Source organism: Luteimonas terrae, from assembly GCF_031457535.1.
GTDB classification, from domain to species: Bacteria; Pseudomonadota; Gammaproteobacteria; order Xanthomonadales; family Xanthomonadaceae; genus Luteimonas; species Luteimonas terrae_A.
Genome location: NZ_JAVDWO010000007.1, coordinates 63,979 through 82,746, shown reverse-complemented (window position 1 = coordinate 82,746; position 18,768 = coordinate 63,979). Strand labels below are relative to the sequence as shown.

The window sequence follows — 18,768 nt, the reverse complement described above, 5'->3', positions numbered from 1 at the left end:
GCCCGCATGTCGCTGACACCGCCGATCAGGCCTTTCGATGCAACACCCCTGCTCGATCGCGTGGTGCTGGTCACCGGCGGCGCGCAGGGCATCGGGCGTGGCATCGCGCAAGCAGTGCTGGGTGCTGGCGGCCGTGTCGTCATCGGCGATCTCGACCGCGCGGCGGGCAAAGCCTGCTTGGCGGAATGGGATGTCGGCGACCGCGCGCGCTTCCTGCCGCTCGATGTGTCGCGCGAAGCCTCGGTGCGGACATTCGCAACCAGAGCACTGGCGGCGTTCGGTCGCATCGACGGCCTCGTGAACAATGCCGGCCCCGCTGACCCGGTGATCAATGACGTGTCGACACTGTCGCTGGTCGACTGGCGTCGCTTCATCGACGGCCATCTGACGGGCACGTTCCTGTGCAGCAAATACGCATTGCCGGCGCTGCGCGACGCACGTGGTGCGATCGTCAACATCGCGTCCAGCCGGGTGCTGCAGTCCGAGCCGCACACCGAAGCCTATGCATCGGCCAAAGGCGGCGTGGTCGGGTTCACCCATGCGCTGGCGATCAGCGAAGGGCCGCAGGTACGGGTCAATGCGATCAGTCCGGGCTGGATCGTCACGGACGAGTGGCGCAAGCCGTCCGCGCGTCGCGCGCCGAAACTCTCGAAGCGCGATCACGCCCAGCATCCGGTGGGACGTGCCGGCGCGCCTGACGATATCGGCGCGCTTGCGGTGCATCTGCTCTCGGACGCCGCCGCGTTCATCACGGGTCAGAACATCGTGGTCGACGGCGGCATGACCCGGAAGATGCAGTACGTCTGACATTGGCGTCACGCTCCACCCTCGGCGCTGAACCGCAGACGTGGATGCCGGGGGATTTCACCTGTGATTGCATCGCTGGCTGCAAGCATGCAGGCCTGTCATCCGCACGGAGCACACCTATGAAGCCGATCCGTACCCTTGCCGCTGTTGGTCTGCTGTCGCTGGCCGGCACAAGTCTGGTCCATGCACAGAGCTACGGTCCCGAGGACGAAGGGCGCCGCTTCAACGACGGTAGTCGTGTGGTCTGCAACGATGTCGAAGTCCAGCGCAATACCAGCGATCCGAATCGCGTTGGCGGTACCGCAGCAGGTGCCGTGATCGGTGGTTTGGTCGGCAACCAGATCGGCAGTGGTAACGGCCGCAAGCTGGCCACCGTCGGCGGTGCCGTGGCTGGCGGTGCGATCGGGCGCAATGTGCAGGGCAACCGCCAGGAAGCAAACGGCGATCGCGTCGTCGAAACCCGCTGCGAGCGTGTGCGTCGCTGATTCGGGAACACCTGTTCCAACAATTCGATCATCCGGATGGGTCGGCCACGTGCCGGCCCTTTCGCGTGCGGTACTACCAGACCAGATCGTCCGGAACCGCGTACTTCGGATCGTCGTAATCGTCATCGGCGCCTTGCGCCGGCGTGTCGCCTGCGTGGTCGAGCACGATGGCATGCGGATCACGCTCGCGCACACGCGCCACAACTGCGCGCGGTAACAACACGAAGCTGTTGTCCAGGCGCGCGATCACCAGCGCGCCGCTGGCCAGCTGGCGCGCCTGGGCGTCATCGACCACGACGCTGCGAATGCCGCCGTCGACATCGAACCGGTATGCACGCTCGCCGGTCGACTTGACCTGGTTGTCGACGATCAGTTGGCGCGCCTGGCTGCGACGCTCACGTTCGCGCGCTTCCTCGTTGCGCGCCTGCGCGAGCGCGCGGTCGCGCTCGGCCTTTTCCTGCCGCACGCGTTCGACCTCGCGCTGCGATTCGGTCTTCGCCGTGGGCTGCTTGCCGTGTCGCGCCTTCGTCTGCTCGCGCGCGATTTCAGCCACCTTGCCCTTCTTGACCAGGCCGGCCTTCAACAGCTGTTCCTGCAGCGGATTGCGCATGCCTCATCGTCCACGGTGTTCGGACGTCGATGATACCGGCTGCGCGATGTCCGCTCCGGCGCTATCGTGCCGCGATGGATCCCCTGCCCTACCTCGCCGGTTATCCGGCCGACGTCCAGATGCGTGTGCGTGCGCTGCGCGACACAGGTCGCCTCGGCGATTACCTCGCCCAGCGCTATCCCGAGCCGCACGCGATCCGCAACGATCGCCAGCTCTACGACTATGTACAGGCGCTCAAGGACCGGTATCTGCGCCAGTCCACGCCGCTGCACAAGGCGATCTACGATGCCAGGCTGCAGGTGCTCAAACACGCCCTGGGCACGCATACGACGGTGTCCCGCGTGCAGGGTGGACGGCTGAAGGCGAATCGCGAGATCCGCATCGCCAGCGTGTTCCGCGAGGCGCCAGCCGCGTTCCTCGAGATGATCGTGGTGCATGAGCTGGCGCATCTGAAGGAAAGCGACCACAACCGCGCGTTCTACAACCTGTGCACGCACATGTCGCCGGATTACCACCAGCTCGAATTCGATCTGCGGCTGTATCTGATGCACCAGGACACTGCGTCCACCACAGCTGGCTGAATGCCGCGCGCGGAAGTCGCGCTAATGCAACGATCCTTCCCGATTCGCCGGGTCGTTCCATCCTTGGCGTGGATGCAGACTTGTGAACAGGCCGCGCTCGCGGCACCGATCCGTCCATCACGAGTCCCGACCATGTCCAACACCTTCATTGCCGCCGCCACCCGCCGCCGCAGCCAGTACGCCCTCGGCAAGTCGCTGCCGTTGTCGCAGGCGGACACCACTGCGCTGATCCAGGAAGCCGTGCGTCAGGCGCCCTCCTCGTTCAATTCGCAGAGTTCGCGCGCCGTGATCCTGTTCGGCGACGAGAGCCTGAAGTTCTGGGGATTCGTGAAGGATGCGCTGCGCCAGATCGTGCCGGCGGATGCGTTCGCCGACACCGAGAAGAAGGTCGACAGTTTCGCTGCGGGCGCCGGCACCGTGCTGTTCTACGAGGACACTGCGACCGTCCAGGCGCTGCAGGAGAAGTTCCCGCTCTACGCCGACAATTTCCCGGTGTGGTCCGAGCATTCGAGCGGCATCGCGCAGTACGCCGTGTGGACCGCGTTGGCCGAAGCGGACATCGGCGCGAGCCTGCAGCACTACAACCCGCTGCCCGACGCTGCCGTCGCGGCCGAGTGGGACCTTCCCTCGACGTGGCGCCTGCGCGCGCAGATGCCGTTCGGTTCGCACGAAGCCGGTTTCGGCGAGAAGACCTTCATCGACGATGCGATCCGGTTCCGCGTCCACGGCTGATCTCTGCCGCGCATTCCGGTCATCGTCAGGCCCTGCGTAGAATCGCAGGGCCTTGCCCCGTCCGGAGTTCCGATGCGCCTGCCGATCCGTCCCGCGTCTCTCGCGCTTGCGCTTGCCGGCGCCTGCCTGCTCACCGCATGCACACCTGCGCCACGTGGTGAATCGAGCGATGCACGCACGACCGTCGAATCGCCGACACAGGCGTCGATCTTCTTCGAGCGCTTCACCGACGAGTGGATGCGACGCCAGCCGTCGGCCTCGACCGCGAGCCGCTACTTCGGCGACGCCGAGCAGGCGCGTATGGACCGCGAACTCACGCCGCAGACGCAGGCGTTCCGCGCCGGGACGATCGCACTCGCGCAGCGCGGGCTGACCGAACTCTCGGCGCTCGACCGCGGGTCGATGCGCGACACCGACCGCGTGTCCGCCGAACTGATGGACTGGCAGTTGCGCAGCCTCGTCGAAGGCGACCGCTTCGACGACTACAGCTTCCCGCTGCAGCAGTTCAGCGGTGCCAACGTCAATCTGCCGAACCTGATGACGGTCGTGCATCCGCTGCGCAGCGCCGCGGATGCCGACAGCTATCTCGCCCGCCTGTCGCAGTTCGAGGCGCGCATGGACGAGTCCACTGCGCGGGCGTCCGAACTCGCCGCGCGTGACGTGCTGCCACCGCGCTTCATCGTCGAGGCGACGATCGCGCAGATGCGTCGCTTCGTCGCCGACGCGCCCGCGCGCAATCCGCTGGTGGCGACGTTCGACACGCGCCTGCAGACCGTGGAAGCCATCGAGCCAGCCGCGCGTGCGGCGCTCGTCGACAAGGCGACGCAGATCGTCGAAAGCGGCGTCTACCCCGCTTGGTCGCGTGCGATCACGGAGCTCGAACGCCAGTTGCCGCGTACGACCGACGATGCCGGCCTGTGGCGCTTCCCCGACGGCGCGGAGGCCTACGCGTTCCAGCTGCGGCGGTTCACGTCGACCGCGCTGAGCGCCGAGGAGATCCACGCGGTCGGCCTGCGCGAAGTCGCGCGTATCGAAGCCGAGATGGACACCATCCTGCGTTCGATCGGCCGCAGCGAAGGCAGCGTGGAAGCGCGGCTCAAGCAGCTGCGCGTCGATCTCGCCTACCCGGATGACGACGCCGGGCGCGCGGCGATCATGGCCGACATCGACACGATGATGCGCGACGCCGAGCGTCGCAGCGATGCGCTGTTCGACATCCGTCCGCGCTCGGCGGTGATCGCCCAGCCCTACCCCGAATACCGCTGGGACAGCGCCGCGGCGAGCTACACCGCGCCGCCGCTCGACGGCTCGCGCCCGGGCGTCTACCAGATGCCGCTGCGCAAGGACCGTCTGACCCGCTTCGGCCTGCGCACGCTGGTCTACCACGAGACCGTGCCGGGCCATCATTTCCAGGTCGCGTTGTCGGTGGAGAACGCCTCGCTGCCGAAGTTCCGCCAGACGCGCGCGCTCGGCGGCATCTCGGCCTTCAGCGAGGGCTGGGCGCTCTACGCCGAACGTCTCGCCGCCGAGGAAGGCTGGTACGAAGGCGATCCAGAGGGCCGCCTCGGCCAGCTGGATGCCGAGCTGTTCCGCGCCCGCCGCCTGGTCGCCGACACCGGTCTGCACGCGATGCGCTGGACGCGCCAGCAGACGATCGATTACGGCATACCCGCTTCCGAAGTGGACCGCTATGTCGTCATGCCGGGACAGGCCACGTCCTACATGATCGGCCAGCTGGAAATTGTGCGTCTGCGCGACAAGGCGCGTGCTGCGCTCGGTGATCGATTCAATCCGCGCGCCTTCCACAACCGGGTACTGCTGACGGGTGTGGTGCCGCTGGAACTGCTGGAGCGTGAAGTGGACGACTTCATCGCGCAGGCGGCCGCGAGCGGCTGAGGCCCGCCGGACGCGCCCCGGCCTGCCGGGAGCGCGTCTGCAACGCTTGCTAGACTGCCTGGCCACTCGACACGGCAGGCACGATGACTCCACGCAAGGCGGCTGGTCCCTCGTCCCCTCCTCCACGCAGCGCCATTACGCGGCTGCTCAACGGCGTCGAGTTTCTCGGCAATCTGTTGCCGCATCCGGTCACGCTGTTCGCGCTGCTCGCGTTGTCGATCGTGCTGCTGTCGGGGATTCTCGGCGCCTACGGCGTGTCGGTGCCCGATCCACGCCCCGTGGGCTCCAGCGGGCGCGCCGACGACGGGATCATCCGGGTCATCAGCCTGCTCGACGCCGAGGGGCTGCGCCGCGTCGTCACCGGCCTGGTGACCAACTTCACCTCGTTCGTGCCGCTGGGCACGGTGCTGGTCGCGATGCTGGGTGTCGGCATCGCCGAGCGGTCCGGCCTGCTGACCGCTGCGATCAAGCAGCTGGTGCTCGGCGCGCCGAAGAGTCTGGTGACGGTGGTGGTGGTGTTCGCCGCGATCCTGTCCAACACGGCCTCGGAAATGGGCTACGTAGTGGTGATCCCGCTGGCCGCGGCGATCTTCCATGCGTTGGGGCGCCATCCGCTGGCGGGTCTGGCTGCCGCGTTCGCCGGCGTGTCGGGCGGCTACAGCGCCAACCTGCTGATCGGCACCGTCGATCCGCTGCTGGCCGGCATCACCCAGGAAGCGGCGCGGCTGATCGACCCCGCCTACGAGGTGCATGCGGCGGTCAACTGGTACTTCATGATCGCCAGCACCTTCGTCGTGACCGCGATGGGCTGGTTCGTGACCACCTACATCGTCGAACCGAAGCTGGGCGCATTCGATCCGAAGGATCTCGATCCGGATGCCGAGCCGGTGAACATGGATCCGCTGGCCGCCCGGGAACGCCGGGCACTGATGTGGGCCGGCCTCGCTGCACTGCTCGTCGCGGCAGGTATCGCAGCGCTCGTGGTCCCGTCGAACGGTGCGCTGCGCCTGCCGGGCATCGAGGACACGCTGGGCAGCCTGCGTCCGTTCCTGACCGGCATCGTGGTGCTGGTGGCGGTGTTCTTCGCGGTGGCGGGCATCGTCTACGGCGCGCTCACCGGATCGATCCGCAACGACCGCGACGTCATCGACGCGATGGCGAAATCGATGGGCACGCTGAGCCTGTACATCGTGCTGGTGTTCTTCGCCGCGCAGTTCGTCGCGTTCTTCAACTGGACCCAGCTGGGCCAGGTGATGGCGGTCCTCGGCTCCAGTCTGCTGGAGTCGATCGGCCTGACCGGACCGCTGGTGTTCCTGGCCTTCATCGCCCTGTGCGGGCTGATCAACCTGTCGCTGGGCTCGGCCTCGGCGCAGTGGGCCGTGACCGCGCCGATCTTCGTGCCGATGCTGATGCTGGTGGGTTACAGCCCCGAAGTGATCCAGGCGGCCTACCGCATCGGGGATTCGGTGACCAATCTGATCACGCCGATGATGAGTTACTTCGGTCTGATCATGGCCTTCGCCGCGCGCTACAAACGCGATCTCGGCGTGGGCACGCTGATCGCGATGATGCTGCCGTATTCGATCGTGTTCTTCGTCGGCTGGACGCTGCTCTTTTTTGTCTGGGTGTTCGCGCTGGGCCTGCCTGTCGGGCCGGGTGCGCCCACGTATTACGCGCCGGGATGAGCACGCGCGTCGGCTGACGGCGCGCCGACGACCGTGCCAGTCTGGGTCGAGGACGGCCATCGCGGCCGTCGGACCAGGAGCCCTGACATGCCCGCACGCGCCCGAACCAACGCACGCACCGAGGGTGCGGATTTCCGCGTCGCACTGGAAGACGACGCGGGTCACCGATGGGCTGCCGACGAGCCCGTCTCGCTCGGTGGCGGCGAGAGTGCACCGACGCCCGACCACCTGCTGCTGTCGGCGTTGGGTGCGTGCACCGCGATCACGCTGCGGATGTACGCCGCGCGCAAGCAGTGGCCTCTGGAAGGCGTCGACGTCGAACTCGTGCTAGATCCGGATGGCAAGCCGGCCGCCGGCACCGACATCACGCGGCACATCACGCTGCGCGGACCGCTCGATGCGGACCAGCGCGCACGTCTGTTGCAGATCGCGAATGCGTGCCCGGTGCACAGACTGCTGACCGGCGAGGTCCGGATCGCGAGTGCGCTGACTGACTGAGTCCGCAGTACGTCGGTCAAGACAACAGCGGTCTGCAAAAAAAAGGGCCGGTAAATCCCGGCCCTTTCTTCGCTCAGTGATCCAAAGGGATCACCAGATGCGCACGCGATCTTCCGGCGCGATCCACAGCGCGTCCTGCGCGGTGATGTCGAACGCGTCGTACCACGCGTCGACGTTGCGCAGCGGCGCGAACGCGCGGATGTGACCCGGCGAATGCGTGCCGTTGACCAGCTGCTGACGCAGCGCGTCGTCGCGCCACAGGGTGCGCCACACCTGCGCCCAGCCCATGAAGAGACGCTGTTCGCCGCTGAAGCCGTCGAGCTCCGGGGCCGGCTTGCCGTCGAGCGAACGGCGGTAGGCCTCGAGCGCGATCGTGATGCCGCCCAGGTCACCGATGTTCTCGCCCATCGCGACCTTGCCGTTGATGTGCATGCCCGGCAGCTGCGGGAACTCGTAGGCCTCGTACTGGGCGCCGAGCTTGGCCGCCTGGGCCTCGAACTTCGCCGCGTCCTCGGCCGTCCACCAGTCGCGCAGCACGCCTTCGCCATCGGACTTGCGGCCCTGGTCGTCGAAGCCGTGGATGATCTCGTGGCCGATCACGCCGCCGATGGCGCCGTAGTTGACCGCCGGATCGGCATCGGGATCGAAGAACGGCGGCTGCAGGATCGCGGCCGGGAACACGATCTCGTTCTTGACCGAGTTGTAGTAGGCGTTGACGGTCTGCGGGGTCATGCCCCACTCGCCCTTGTCGACCTGCTGGCCGAGACGGTTGCGGCGGTAGTCCCACTCGAACGCCATCGAGCGCTCGGCATTGCCGAACACGTCACCGCGCGCGACCTGCAGGCCGCTGTAGTCACGCCAGGTATCCGGGTGGCCGATCTTCAGACCGAAGCCTTCGAGTTTCTTGTGCGCCTCGGCCTTGGTCTCGGCGCCCATCCAGTCGAGCTGGTCGAGACGCGCGCCCATTGCCACCTTCACGTTGGCGACCAGCTCATCCATCTTGGCCTTGGAATCGGCCGGGAAATACAGCTGCACGTAGTCGCGGCCGATCGCCTCGCCCATCGTGTTCTCGGCGAACGACACGCCGCGCTTCCAGCGTTCCTGCTCTTCGGGCTGGCCCGACAGGAACTTGTTGCGGAATTCGAAGCGGGCGTCGGAGAACGCCTTCGACAGCAGCGGCGAAGCGCTGTCGATCGTGCCGAATGCCTGCCAGGCCTGCAGCGTGGCGATGTCGGCCTCGCCGAAGATCGCCGCGAGCTTCGGAATCGCGGTGCTCTGGCGCACGACGGCGCGCGGCGCCTGCGGCACGCCGGCGGCGGCGAAATACGTGGCCCACGGGAAGCCCGGCGCGGTGGTCTCGAACGCGGACAGCTCGACCGGGTTGTAGGTCTTGTCGCGGTCGCGGCTCTCGGCGCGCGTCCAATGCGCCTCGGCGATCTTGGTCTCCAGCGCGAGGATGGCTTCGGCGTTCTGCTGCGGGTTGTCCCAGCCGCCGAGCTCGAGCATCTGCGCGATATAGGCCTGGTAGCGCTCGCGCTGCGGCGCGAAGTTCTCGCGCAGATACATTTCGCGATCGCCGAGGCCGAGGCCCGACTGGCTCATGTACAGGGTGTAGCGATCGGGATCGCGCTGGTCGTCGGACACGCCCAGGCCGAAGAAGCTGCGGCCGAAGTCGCCCTGGCTCTCGCCCATCAGGGTCGCGAGCGCCTCGCGGTCGGTGGCGGCGCGGATCGCGGCCAGCTTCGGCTCGAGCGGCTTTGCGCCCAACGCTTCGATCGCCGACTCGTCCATGAAGCCCGCGTACAGCGCGGCGACCTTGGCCTGATCGCCATCGGTGGCGGGATCGCCGGTCGGATACCCCTCGACCAGCTGACGCACGCGCGCCTCGGACAGATCGCGCAGCACGAGGAACGCGCCGTAGCTCGACTTGTCGGACGGAATCTCGGTGTTCTCGGCCCACTTGCCGCTGACGTAGCGGAAGAAGTCCTCACCCGGCCGCACGCTGATGTCCATGCCGGCGGTGTCGATGCCCCAGGTGCCCATGCGCTCGGCCGCGACCGTTGCTTCGGCGCTGCCGCCTGCGGACGTGTCGGCCTGGAACAGCGACTGCAGCTGGCACAGGTCGTCGAGGCAGGCGTGCTCGTGGTCGTGGGCAATAGCGGACGAGGCCGCCATCGTCAGCGCGACGGCGGTGGCCGCGGACAGCAGGGTCTTCTTCAAGGTCGATCTCCGGGAATTCGTTTTCGGGTCCGGGGCCGCAGTTGCACGCGAAACCGGTCACCCAGCATACCGGCCCGGGCGTGCACGACGTCCTGACCTGGACCCAACGAATGGCACTCGCGCTGATCGGAATCACGGCCAGAACGCGCGGATTTCACGTGCGGAGACGAATGTCCGAAGATTCAGTCGCGCGGCAGGACCCGGACGCGTTGCGTCAGGATGTGGGTCTTTCCAGGCGCCAGACGGACGATATCCGGTCCGGCATTCGCAGCTTCCAGGCACAGGAAACCGCGCCACGCGCCCGCGTTCATGTCGCTGCTGCGCTCCGCAGATGTTTCGCCCGGATTCCACACCACGAGCGCGCGGCTGCCCGAGGTCGTGAGCTCGATGCGGCGGTCGAGACCGGGATCGTCGAGACGGTAGCGTCCGCCGGCATCGGCATAGATGTAGTCGCTGCGACCGGGATCACGGGCATCGTCCAGCACCCAGGTGCCGATTTGCGTGTGCGCAGCGTAGCCGTCGTTCTTGTCGAGGAAGCGCAGGCCGTCGAGGCCGTCGACGCGCACCTCGGCGACGTCCGATACGCGGAAATAGCTGTGCAGCGCTTGGGTGAACGCAACCGGCACATTGCCGGTGTTCGTGGTTTCGAGCGTCTGTTCGAGCGTCTCGCCGATGCGCAGATGCATGCGCAGGTCCAGGCCGAGATCGGCGTAGCGCGGCGGCGCGAGCGTCAGCGACACGCTGCCGTCGGCATCGCGCGAAGCGGCGACGAGCTGCCAGCGGACCGTGCGGACGAACCCGTGCGACGGTACATCGTCGCCCTGCCCCTGGCGCCCGAAGAACGGCCACACCACCGGTACACCGCCGCGGATCGCGGCCGGCGCGGCGGCGAGCCGCGGCGACAGCCACAAGAGGTCTTCGCCGCCGACCGGCACGTATGACAGCAGATGGCCGCCGTGCAGCGCGATCGCCGCACGTGCATCCAAGGTCTCGACCAGCACCGCCGGATAGCCGGCGAATGTGCCGATCCGCACGCCGTCGACCTCCGGCGCTGTGATGTCTGTCTTCGGTGACGCGGCGGCGGACACTTCATCCGTGTAGCGCGCGGGCGTCGTGAAACGGGTTTCCGTGAAGGCTGCAGCGTCGGTCATGGCATCGGTTTCTGGCGGGGTGATGGTCGAGCGGCCCGCCACGCACCCGGCGAGCGCGGCGATCAGGCAGGGCAGCAGCAAGCGGATGGCAACGTGCATGGGAGGGGCTCGTGGGAAACCGGCGCAGGTTAACGCACGACATGCGGCCAGCATCGCGGATCCGGCAACACGGTGTGCCGGAATCGATGCGTGGATGTGTGCCGTGGCGACCTAAGCTGCAGGTCCGGTCCTGCCGAGCCAACGCCATGACACTGCGCCCCGTTCTGCTGCTGAGCCTGCTGCTGTCCGCCGCCCTGCCCGCCTTCGCCGAGAACGCCGCGCCGAAGATCACCGTGCTCTACGACGCCTTCGGCGACGACCCTGCGCTGGAGAAGGACTGGGGATTCGCTGCGCTGATCGAGGTCGACGGCCAGCGCATCCTGTTCGACACCGGCAACGATGCCGAGACGTTCCGCCGCAACGTCGCGGCGAAAGGTGTGGATCTGGCTGATCTCGACATGGTGGTGATGTCGCATCGCCATGCCGACCACATGGCGGGTCTGTCGGTCGTGCTCGAAGCCAATCCGGACGTCGCCATCCACGCGCCGCAGGAGGGCTTCGGCATCTACGGCTCGTCGCTGCCATCGAGCTTCTACCGCAAGGACGACGCGCTGCCGGCGCGCATGCGCTACTTCGACGGCGCGCCGCCCGAGACGTTGCACTTCGGCACCGCCTGGTCAGGCGCGAAGCTGCAGCCGATTGCGCAGACCACTGAAATCGCGCCGGGCGTCTGGGCCATCGCAACGGTGTCCGACGTACCCGGCACGCGCGAACTGCGCGAGCTGTCGCTGGCCGTGCGCACGCCGCAAGGCCTGTTGCTGGTCGTCGGCTGCTCGCATCCGGGGCTGCCGGTGATCGTGGCGGAGGCGGCGAAGCTTGATCCCGACATCCATCTCGTCATCGGCGGCTTCCACTACGTCAGTGCCGATGACGCGGCGATTGCTGGCGTCGTCGAAGCGCTGGCCCCCTACGACATCGACTTCATCGCGCCCGGCCATTGCACCGGCGAGGCCACATTCGCGGCGCTGCAGCGGGCCTATGGCGATCGCTATCTCTACGCCGGTCTGGGTGCCACGCTGGTGCTCGACAGCGCCGCCGGCCCGGACCGTCCACGCGGCGCGGCTGCGGTGTTCGACGATGCGGCGCGGACCGCCTATCGCGCCCTCGCGCTGCGCGGGGACCACGTGCACGACCACAGCGCCGGACGCTGAGGCGGCAACGTCATTCGCCCGAGGCCCACGGCGCCTGCGCGAGCTTGCGGGCCAGATGGTCGACCAGCGCCTGCACCCGCGCCGGTCGTCCGCGGCCGGGTGGCATGACCACATGCACCGCGATCTCCGGCGGCTGCCAGCCGGGCAATGCGACTTCGAGCGCACCGCGGCGCAGCTCGCGCCACACCAGAAATTCCGGCTGCAGCGCGAGCCCGGCGCCGGCCAGCAGCGCCGGCGTCAGCGCTTCGGCATTGTTGGCCCGCAGCACCGACGGCACCCCCACGGAGTAATCGCCATGCCGTGCATGGTGGAAACGCCACGCGGCGCCGGAGCGCGCATAGGCGTAGGTCAGACCGCGATGCGTGCCCAGATCGCGTGGATGTTTCGGCCGCCCCGCGCGCTCGAAGTACGCCGGTGCGCCGACCAGCAGGATACGCACGCCGCACAGCCGGCGCGCGACGAGGCTGGAATCCTCGAGCGTGCCGATACGCAGCGCCAGATCGAAGCCGCCGCCGACGATGTCGACGGTCTCGTCGCTGAGCGCGAGTTCCAGCGTCACGTCCGGGAATTTCGCCATGAAAGCCGGCAGCAGCGGCGCCACATGGGCGACACCGAACGACATCGGCGCGGCCATGCGCACGTGTCCACGCGGGCTGACCGCCTGCGCGGTCACGGACGCCTCGACCGCCTCGCCCTCGGCCAACAAGCGACTGGCACGCTCCACAGCCGCTTCTCCGGCCGCGGTCAATGTCATCCGACGCGAAGTGCGGTGCAGCAACGGCGTGCCGATGCGTTTCTCCAGCCGTGCGATGGCTTTCGACACCGTCGGCTGGGTGATGCCCAGCGCCTCAGCCGTCGCCGCGAACGAGCCGAGTTCTGCGACGCGCGCGAAGATCGCCCACGCTTCGAGATCGGGAAGCTGCATGACATCGTAAATGGAATGGATGGTGTTCCATTCTTTCCGTTCCCAGCATGATTCGCAAGGCGTAACGTGGCCCCATTACCGACACGCACGGAGATCGACATGATCGAACGCCGCCCCTTTGATACCCTCGGCGCTGCGAACCACGGCTGGCTCGACGCGCACCACCACTTCTCGTTCGCGAGCTACCACGAGCCGGCGCGCATGGGCTGGGGCGCGTTGCGGGTGTGGAATGACGATCTGATCGCGCCGCGCACCGGCTTCCCGCCGCATCCGCATTCGGACATGGAGATCATCACCTATGTCCGCGAAGGTGCCATCAGCCACAAGGACAACCTCGGCAATGCCGGCCGCACCGGCGCAGGCGACGTGCAGGTGATGAGTGCCGGCACCGGCATCCAGCACGCCGAATACAACATGGAAGACGAGCAGACCCGCATCTTCCAGATCTGGATCATCCCCGATGCACGCGGCGGCGCGCCGGCCTGGGGCACCAAGCCGTTTCCGAAGGATGCGCGCAGTGGCGATTTCATCGCGCTCGCCAGCGGCTTCGACGGCGACGACGATGCCCTGCCGATCCGCGCCGCCGCGCGCGTGCTCGGTGCGACGCTCAAGGCTGGCGACACCGCCGAGTACGCGTTCGCCGATGGACGTCTCGGTTATCTGGTGCCGGCCTCGGGCGCAGTCGAGATCAACGGCACGCGCATCGAGGCGCGCGATGGCGCGGCCATCCGCGACGAAACGGTGATCCGCGTGACGGCGCTCGAAGACGCGGAGCTGGTGCTGGTCGATACCGCGCCGTAAGCGCGTCATCCGGTCTCACCGTGCCGCCTGAGCACACGACGCCCTCGCCCGCCGATGCTGCGCATGCAGCATCGGCGGTTCTGTATGCGCGTGATTTCACAGGGCGCAAACGCAATTCCGTGACTGCGTGCCCCGAACGGCACATCGGTGTCGCGACGTTTTGACAGCGTTGTCAATGGACGGCAGCGTCGGTTTCGGTCCAGACCAGGGGGTGGGCCACCACCATCACGCAAGGAGCTCACATGGATCGCACATCCCTCGTCGCCCTTCCGATCGCCGCATGCGTCGGCCTCGCCGCACTCACCCTGCCCGCTGCCGTGCAGGCGCAGACACCGGTCTGGGAAGAGAACTTCAACGGCAACGCGATCGACGGCAACACCTGGACCTACGATGTCGGCACCGGCTGCCAGATCGGCATCTGTGGCTGGGGCAACAGCGAACTGCAGTACTACACCAGCCGCCCGGAGAACGCGCGCGTCGAGAACGGCAATCTCGTCATCGAAGCGCGTCGCGAGAATTTCGAGGGCAGCCCCTTCACCTCGGCGCGCCTGAAGACCGAAGGCCGTGTGCACTTCAAGTACGGCACGCTGGAGGCGCGGATCAAGACGCCGGAAGCCGGCAACGGCCTCTGGCCCGCGTACTGGATGCTCGGCGCGATCGGCGTGTGGCCCGACCGAGGCGAGATCGACATCATGGAGATCGGCCACGTCGACGGCATCGCAGCCGGCATGGCAAACCGCCGGGTCGGCGGCGCGGTGCACTGGAACTACGGCGGCGGCCACGCCAGTCACGGCGATTTCGCGGACTTCCCGACGGATCTGCATGACGACTACCGCACCTACCGCATGACCTGGGATCCGGCGTTCATCCGGGTCACGGTCGACGGCCTGCAGTACTTCGAGATGGCGATCTCGGACATTGAGGGCGCCTCGCTGCACGAATTCCACCAGCCGCATTTCCTGCTGCTCAATCTCGCAGTCGGCGGCACCTACACCGGTATTACGGATCCAAACGGCATCACCGCACCGCTGCCCGGCCGGATGCTCGTCGATTGGATCCGGCTGTACCAGGACCATCCCGACAGCGAGCTGCAGATCGGTGGCAACAGCGCCGTGCCGGCGGGTCGTTTCGGCGTCTACTCCGAGCAGGGCGGCCTGGCCGGCGCGCTGGATTTCGGCAACGACGCGGACCTGTTCGTCTGGAACAATCTCGCGCCGATCAGCGCCGCGCCGTTCGAAGGCAATGAGGCGATGGCGTTCCGTGCGAGCGCCGGGCAATGGTTCGGTCTGGGCATCCTGACCGACTACCGGAACATGAGCGCCTACGCAGGTGGTTCCTTGAAGTTCCACATGCGCACGACGACGTCGTCGACGTTCAAGATCGGCATCAACACCTCGTTCGGCGACAGCTGGGTCGACTTCGCTGCAGGCGGGGCGAACTACGGTCTCGTCCGCGACGGGCAGTGGCACGAGGTCACGATTCCCTTCAGCGCCTTCTACGATCTCGACCTGCATGCGGTGAAGCAGATGTTCATGGTCGTCGCCGACCCGCCGGCGCAGGATGTCGAATTGTTCATCGACAACGTCTACTACCAGAGCCCGTGAGTCGCCCGGCCGGGCGTGGTACTCCGCGCCCGGCTTAGAACACCGACAGACCCGTCAGCCGGGTGAAGCGATGCAAGGCGTAGCCGCCGAGCAGCGAATTGCCCTTCTCGTCGAGCGCGGGCGACCAGACGCACAGGTTCAACACGTGCGGCACCACCGCGACGATGCCACCGCCAACGCCGCTCTTGGCCGGCAGGCCGACATGGAATGCGAATTCGCCGGCAGCATCGTAGGTGCCGCAGGTCATCATCACCGCATTAGTGCGCCGGGCGCGCTCGATGCTGGTCACCTGCTCGCCCGACGACGGGCATCTGCCGCGATCGGCGAGGAACTGCAGGCTGCGCGCGAGGTCGATGCAGTTCATCTTCAAGGCGCACTGGAAGTAATAGAAATCCAGCACCGCCTGCACGTCGTTCTTGATGTTGCCGAAGCTGCGGATGAAATTGGCCAGGGCCACGTTGCGGTAGCCGCTCTTGCGCTCTGACTCCCAGATCTCGTCGTCGCGGCCGATCTCCGCGTTGCCCGAGCGCTCGCGCATGAACTGCAGCAGCGCGGCCTCCGGATCGTCGTAGTGCGACAGGATCACGTCGGCAACGACGATCGCGCCGGCATTGATGAAGGGATTACGCGGGATGCCGCTCTCGTGCTCGAGCTGGATCAGCGAATTGAAGGGGTCGCCCGACGGCTCGCGGCCGACGCGCTTCCACAGGTCGTCGCCGGCCTTGTCGAGCGCAAGCGTCAGCGTATGCACTTTGGAGATGCTCTGGATCGAGAACGGCGCATGCGCTTCGCCGACAGTGTGGATGTCGCCATCGAGCGTCGCGACCGCCATGCCGAAGGTGTCGGGCGACACCGACGCCAGCGCCGGAATGTAGTCGGCGACCTTGCCCTTGTGCTCGCCGAAGCGTTCGCGGACTTCGGCATGAATGGTCCGCAGGATGTCCGGAATGTCGTGGCGTCCGAGGTCATGCGGGTTCTGCGGAGGGCTGCGCATATCGACTCGGCTTGAAATACGGGCGTGCAGCATGGCGATGCGGGTGTGACCGCGCGGTCACAGCACCGCGCTCGCGGGTGACCACCTCGCCTTGACTCGGCATCGGCGAGGCTGTGCTCCACCGCGCACCGCGCTGCAATCGCACAGGACACAGCACACATGGGCATGCTGATCGAAGGCCGCTGGGAATCCGACGACGACAAACTCGTCGGCGAGGACGGCACGCTGCAACGGCCCGAGTCGGCCTTCCGCAACTGGATCACGCCTGACGGCGCGCCCGGGCCGACCGGCGAAGGCGGGTTCGCCGCCGAGCCCGGACGCTATCACCTGTACGTGGCGCGCGCCTGCCCGTGGGCGCATCGTGCGACGCTGTTCCGCGAGCTCAAGGGCTTGCAGACGATGATCGGACTGTCGATCACGCACTGGCTGATGGCCGACGACGGCTGGACCTTCGCCAACGGGCCCGGCGTGATTCCCGATCCACTGCACGGCGCCGAGACGGTCTGGCAGCTCTATGTGCGCGCCGATCCGCGCTACACCGGCCGCGTGACCGTGCCGGTGCTGTGGGACACGCAGCGCGAGACCATCGTCAGCAACGAATCGGCCGACATCATCCGCATGTTCAACAGCGCGTTCGACGGCGTCGGTGCGACGTCCGGTGACTTTGCCCCGGCGGCGCTGATCGACGAGATCGACGCGCTCAACGACCGCATCTACGACGGGCTCAACAACGGCGTCTACAAGGCTGGCTTCGCGACCAGCCAATCCGCCTACGACGAGGCTGTGCGTGGCGTGTTTGACACCCTCGACTGGCTCGAATCACATCTGTCCGGGCGCACCTGGTTGTGCGGGGACGTGCAGACCGAGGCCGACTGGCGCCTGTTCACCACCTTGCTTCGCTTCGACGCGGTCTACCACGGACACTTCAAATGCAACCTGCGACAGCTGAGGGATTACCCGGTGCTGTTGGCATACGCGCAGCGGCTCTACGCAGCGCCTGCGGTCGCGCCGACGGTGGATTTCGATCACATCAGTCGCCACTACTACCAGAGCCATCGCCAGATCAATCCGACCGGCATCGTGCCGGCGGGTCCGGACCCGGTCTTCCCGGGGGCTGTCTGAATCAGGCGACGGGCGATGCGGGCCGTGTAGCCGTGCTGGCCGGCGACTCGCTCTCGTAGAGTTCCAGCGGCAGGCCATCGGGATCGGCGAAGAACACGAAACGCTGACCGGTATAGGGATCGACACGCATCGGTTCCAGCGCCACACCGCGCGCTTTGAGCTGCGCACATGCAGTCTCGATATCGTCGACGGCGAATGCCAGATGCCGCAGACCACGCGCCTCCGGCCAGGACGGGCGGGCCGGCGCATCCGCAAACGAGAACAGCTCGATCTGGCCGCCGTCCGGCAGGACGAGATCGAGCTTCCAGGATTGGCGTTCTTCGCGGTAATGCTCGCCCAGCACCTGCAGGCCCAGCGTCTCCACATAGAACGCCTTCGACACCGCGTAGTCGCTGCAGATCACCGCGACATGGTGCAGACCGCGCAACATGGTCAGGCGGGCGTTTTCAACGTGCGTTCGAACAGCGCCAGCATCCTCGACCAGGCGTCCTTGGCGGCGGCCTCGTCGTAGCGCGGCGTCGTGTCGTTGTTGAAGCCGTGCTCGGTGTCGGCCGGCTGATACAAGGCGAATGTCTTGCCGGCTGTTTTCAACGCGGCTTCGTAGTCAGGCCACTGCGCATTGACGCGCGCATCGTTGGACGCCAGCACCACCAGCAGTTCGGCCGCGATCTTCGGCACATCTTCGAGCGGTGCCGCTGGTCCGTAGAACGGCACCGCGGCGCGCAGCGACGGCAGTTGCGTGGCCAGCCAGTTCGCCATGCCGCCGCCGTAACAGAAGCCGACCACGCCGAGGCGGCCATTGCCGCCGTCGATCGCCTGCAACCAGCCCGCGGCAGCCAGGAAGTCCTGCTGCGCCCTGTCCTGATCGAGCGTGGCGAACAGGGCGCGCGCGGCGTCTTCTTCGCCCGGATAGCCGCCCTTGGGGAACAGCGCATCGGGTGCGAACGCGATGTAGCCCTCGAGCGCGATGCGGCGCGCGACATCCTCGATATGTGGATTGAGTCCACGGTTCTCGTGCACGACCAGCACCACAGGCAGGGGTCCGCCCGCCTCTGCCGGCTGCGCGAGATAGCCGCGCCCACGGCCATTGCCCTTTGGCGAATCGAATTCCACGTGACGCGTCTGCAAACGCGCGTCGTCGGGCGCGATCTGTTGCGCGCGCGCGAACTGCGGGCTCAACGCAGCCAGCAGGCCCACCGCGCCTGCAGCGCCGGCGATACGGCCTGCGCGCGTCAGAAAGCCGCGGCGATCGATCGCGCCATGCACGTACTCGTCGAACAGGGCGAGGACATCGGGATCGAAATCGCGTGCGGTCTGCTTCGGCGGTGTGGTCATGACGGGCTCCTGCGGCGGATCAGGCCCCGATGGTAATCGCCCCGCGTGACGTGCGGCGTGCGGCCTGTGCAA

Annotated in this window: 18 protein-coding genes; 11 read left to right on the top strand and 7 right to left on the bottom strand. The window is 67.2% G+C overall.

From position 1 onward, the window contains the following. Window positions 1-6: 6 nt before the first annotated feature. Together J2W68_RS09660 and J2W68_RS09655 are read left to right on the top strand one after the other, a co-directional pair. On the top strand, window positions 7-807 hold the full coding sequence (locus J2W68_RS09660) for an SDR family oxidoreductase (RefSeq protein WP_310235133.1): 801 nt from the start codon (window positions 7-9) through the stop codon (window positions 805-807). Between the two features lie 119 nt (window positions 808-926). Continuing rightward, window positions 927-1,292 (top strand): glycine zipper 2TM domain-containing protein, encoded by a 366-nt coding sequence (locus J2W68_RS09655; RefSeq protein WP_310235130.1) that lies wholly within the window; start codon window positions 927-929, stop codon window positions 1,290-1,292. A 73-nt stretch (window positions 1,293-1,365) separates the two neighbouring features. On the opposite strand, the gene J2W68_RS09650 is transcribed toward J2W68_RS09655, so the two are convergent. Further along, the gene (locus J2W68_RS09650; protein WP_310235127.1) at window positions 1,366-1,902 is read right to left on the bottom strand and encodes a DUF2058 domain-containing protein; all 537 of its coding nucleotides are present in this window, start codon (window positions 1,900-1,902) and stop codon (window positions 1,366-1,368) included. A gap of 74 nt (window positions 1,903-1,976) precedes the next feature. On the opposite strand from J2W68_RS09650, the gene J2W68_RS09645 reads away from it, so the two are divergent. The 5 genes from J2W68_RS09645 (at window position 1,977) to J2W68_RS09625 (ending at window position 7,294) form a co-directional block, all read left to right on the top strand. Further along, window positions 1,977-2,483, top strand: a complete 507-nt coding sequence (locus tag J2W68_RS09645; RefSeq protein WP_310235124.1) for a M48 family metallopeptidase — start codon at window positions 1,977-1,979, stop codon at window positions 2,481-2,483. Between the two features lie 132 nt (window positions 2,484-2,615). Further along, entirely contained in the window at window positions 2,616-3,215 is a 600-nt protein-coding gene (locus J2W68_RS09640; RefSeq protein ID WP_310235121.1) for a nitroreductase family protein, read from the top strand. A 72-nt stretch (window positions 3,216-3,287) separates the two neighbouring features. Further along, the gene (locus J2W68_RS09635) at window positions 3,288-5,111 is read left to right on the top strand and encodes a DUF885 domain-containing protein (protein WP_310235117.1); all 1,824 of its coding nucleotides are present in this window, start codon (window positions 3,288-3,290) and stop codon (window positions 5,109-5,111) included. A gap of 83 nt (window positions 5,112-5,194) precedes the next feature. Beyond that, complete coding sequence (locus J2W68_RS09630) at window positions 5,195-6,796, top strand: AbgT family transporter (RefSeq protein WP_310235114.1); 1,602 nt, start codon at window positions 5,195-5,197, stop codon at window positions 6,794-6,796. Window positions 6,797-6,883: 87 nt separating this feature from the next. Next, window positions 6,884-7,294, top strand: a complete 411-nt coding sequence (locus J2W68_RS09625; protein WP_310235112.1) for an OsmC family protein — start codon at window positions 6,884-6,886, stop codon at window positions 7,292-7,294. Between the two features lie 90 nt (window positions 7,295-7,384). Here the strand turns inward: J2W68_RS09625 and J2W68_RS09620 are convergent, their stop codons facing one another. Then, the gene (locus tag J2W68_RS09620) at window positions 7,385-9,514 is read right to left on the bottom strand and encodes a M13 family metallopeptidase (RefSeq protein WP_310235110.1); all 2,130 of its coding nucleotides are present in this window, start codon (window positions 9,512-9,514) and stop codon (window positions 7,385-7,387) included. A 182-nt stretch (window positions 9,515-9,696) separates the two neighbouring features. Continuing rightward, the gene (locus J2W68_RS09615) at window positions 9,697-10,764 is read right to left on the bottom strand and encodes a D-hexose-6-phosphate mutarotase (RefSeq protein ID WP_310235107.1); all 1,068 of its coding nucleotides are present in this window, start codon (window positions 10,762-10,764) and stop codon (window positions 9,697-9,699) included. Window positions 10,765-10,910: 146 nt separating this feature from the next. Here J2W68_RS09615 and J2W68_RS09610 point away from each other — a divergent pair, with 146 nt between their 5' ends. Then, entirely contained in the window at window positions 10,911-11,915 is a 1,005-nt protein-coding gene (locus tag J2W68_RS09610; protein WP_310235105.1) for an MBL fold metallo-hydrolase, read from the top strand. Window positions 11,916-11,925: 10 nt separating this feature from the next. Here J2W68_RS09610 and J2W68_RS09605 read toward each other — a convergent pair whose 3' ends face one another. Next, window positions 11,926-12,840 carry a LysR family transcriptional regulator gene (locus J2W68_RS09605; RefSeq protein ID WP_310235103.1) on the bottom strand — a complete coding sequence of 305 codons (915 nt, stop codon included), beginning with the start codon at window positions 12,838-12,840 and terminating at the stop codon, window positions 11,926-11,928. Window positions 12,841-12,939: 99 nt separating this feature from the next. Between J2W68_RS09605 and J2W68_RS09600 the strand changes: the two genes are divergently transcribed. Further along, window positions 12,940-13,641: a pirin family protein gene (locus tag J2W68_RS09600; RefSeq protein WP_310235100.1), complete on the top strand. Its 702-nt coding sequence runs from the start codon at window positions 12,940-12,942 to the stop codon at window positions 13,639-13,641. Between the two features lie 242 nt (window positions 13,642-13,883). Beyond that, window positions 13,884-15,245, top strand: a complete 1,362-nt coding sequence (locus tag J2W68_RS09595) for a glycoside hydrolase family 16 protein (protein ID WP_310235098.1) — start codon at window positions 13,884-13,886, stop codon at window positions 15,243-15,245. A 34-nt stretch (window positions 15,246-15,279) separates the two neighbouring features. On the opposite strand, the gene J2W68_RS09590 is transcribed toward J2W68_RS09595, so the two are convergent. Beyond that, complete coding sequence (locus J2W68_RS09590; RefSeq protein ID WP_310235096.1) at window positions 15,280-16,239, bottom strand: glutaminase; 960 nt, start codon at window positions 16,237-16,239, stop codon at window positions 15,280-15,282. A gap of 159 nt (window positions 16,240-16,398) precedes the next feature. Here J2W68_RS09590 and J2W68_RS09585 point away from each other — a divergent pair, with 159 nt between their 5' ends. After that, window positions 16,399-17,361 carry a glutathione S-transferase family protein gene (locus tag J2W68_RS09585; RefSeq protein ID WP_310235094.1) on the top strand — a complete coding sequence of 321 codons (963 nt, stop codon included), beginning with the start codon at window positions 16,399-16,401 and terminating at the stop codon, window positions 17,359-17,361. Window position 17,362: 1 nt separating this feature from the next. On the opposite strand, the gene gloA2 is transcribed toward J2W68_RS09585, so the two are convergent. Both gloA2 and J2W68_RS09575 read right to left on the bottom strand, forming a co-directional pair. Continuing rightward, window positions 17,363-17,791 carry an SMU1112c/YaeR family gloxylase I-like metalloprotein gene (gene gloA2 / locus J2W68_RS09580; protein WP_310235092.1) on the bottom strand — a complete coding sequence of 143 codons (429 nt, stop codon included), beginning with the start codon at window positions 17,789-17,791 and terminating at the stop codon, window positions 17,363-17,365. A 2-nt stretch (window positions 17,792-17,793) separates the two neighbouring features. Further along, window positions 17,794-18,696, bottom strand: coding sequence for a dienelactone hydrolase family protein (locus J2W68_RS09575; protein WP_310235089.1), 903 nt, complete (start codon window positions 18,694-18,696; stop codon window positions 17,794-17,796). Between the last annotated feature and the right edge of the window lie 72 nt (window positions 18,697-18,768).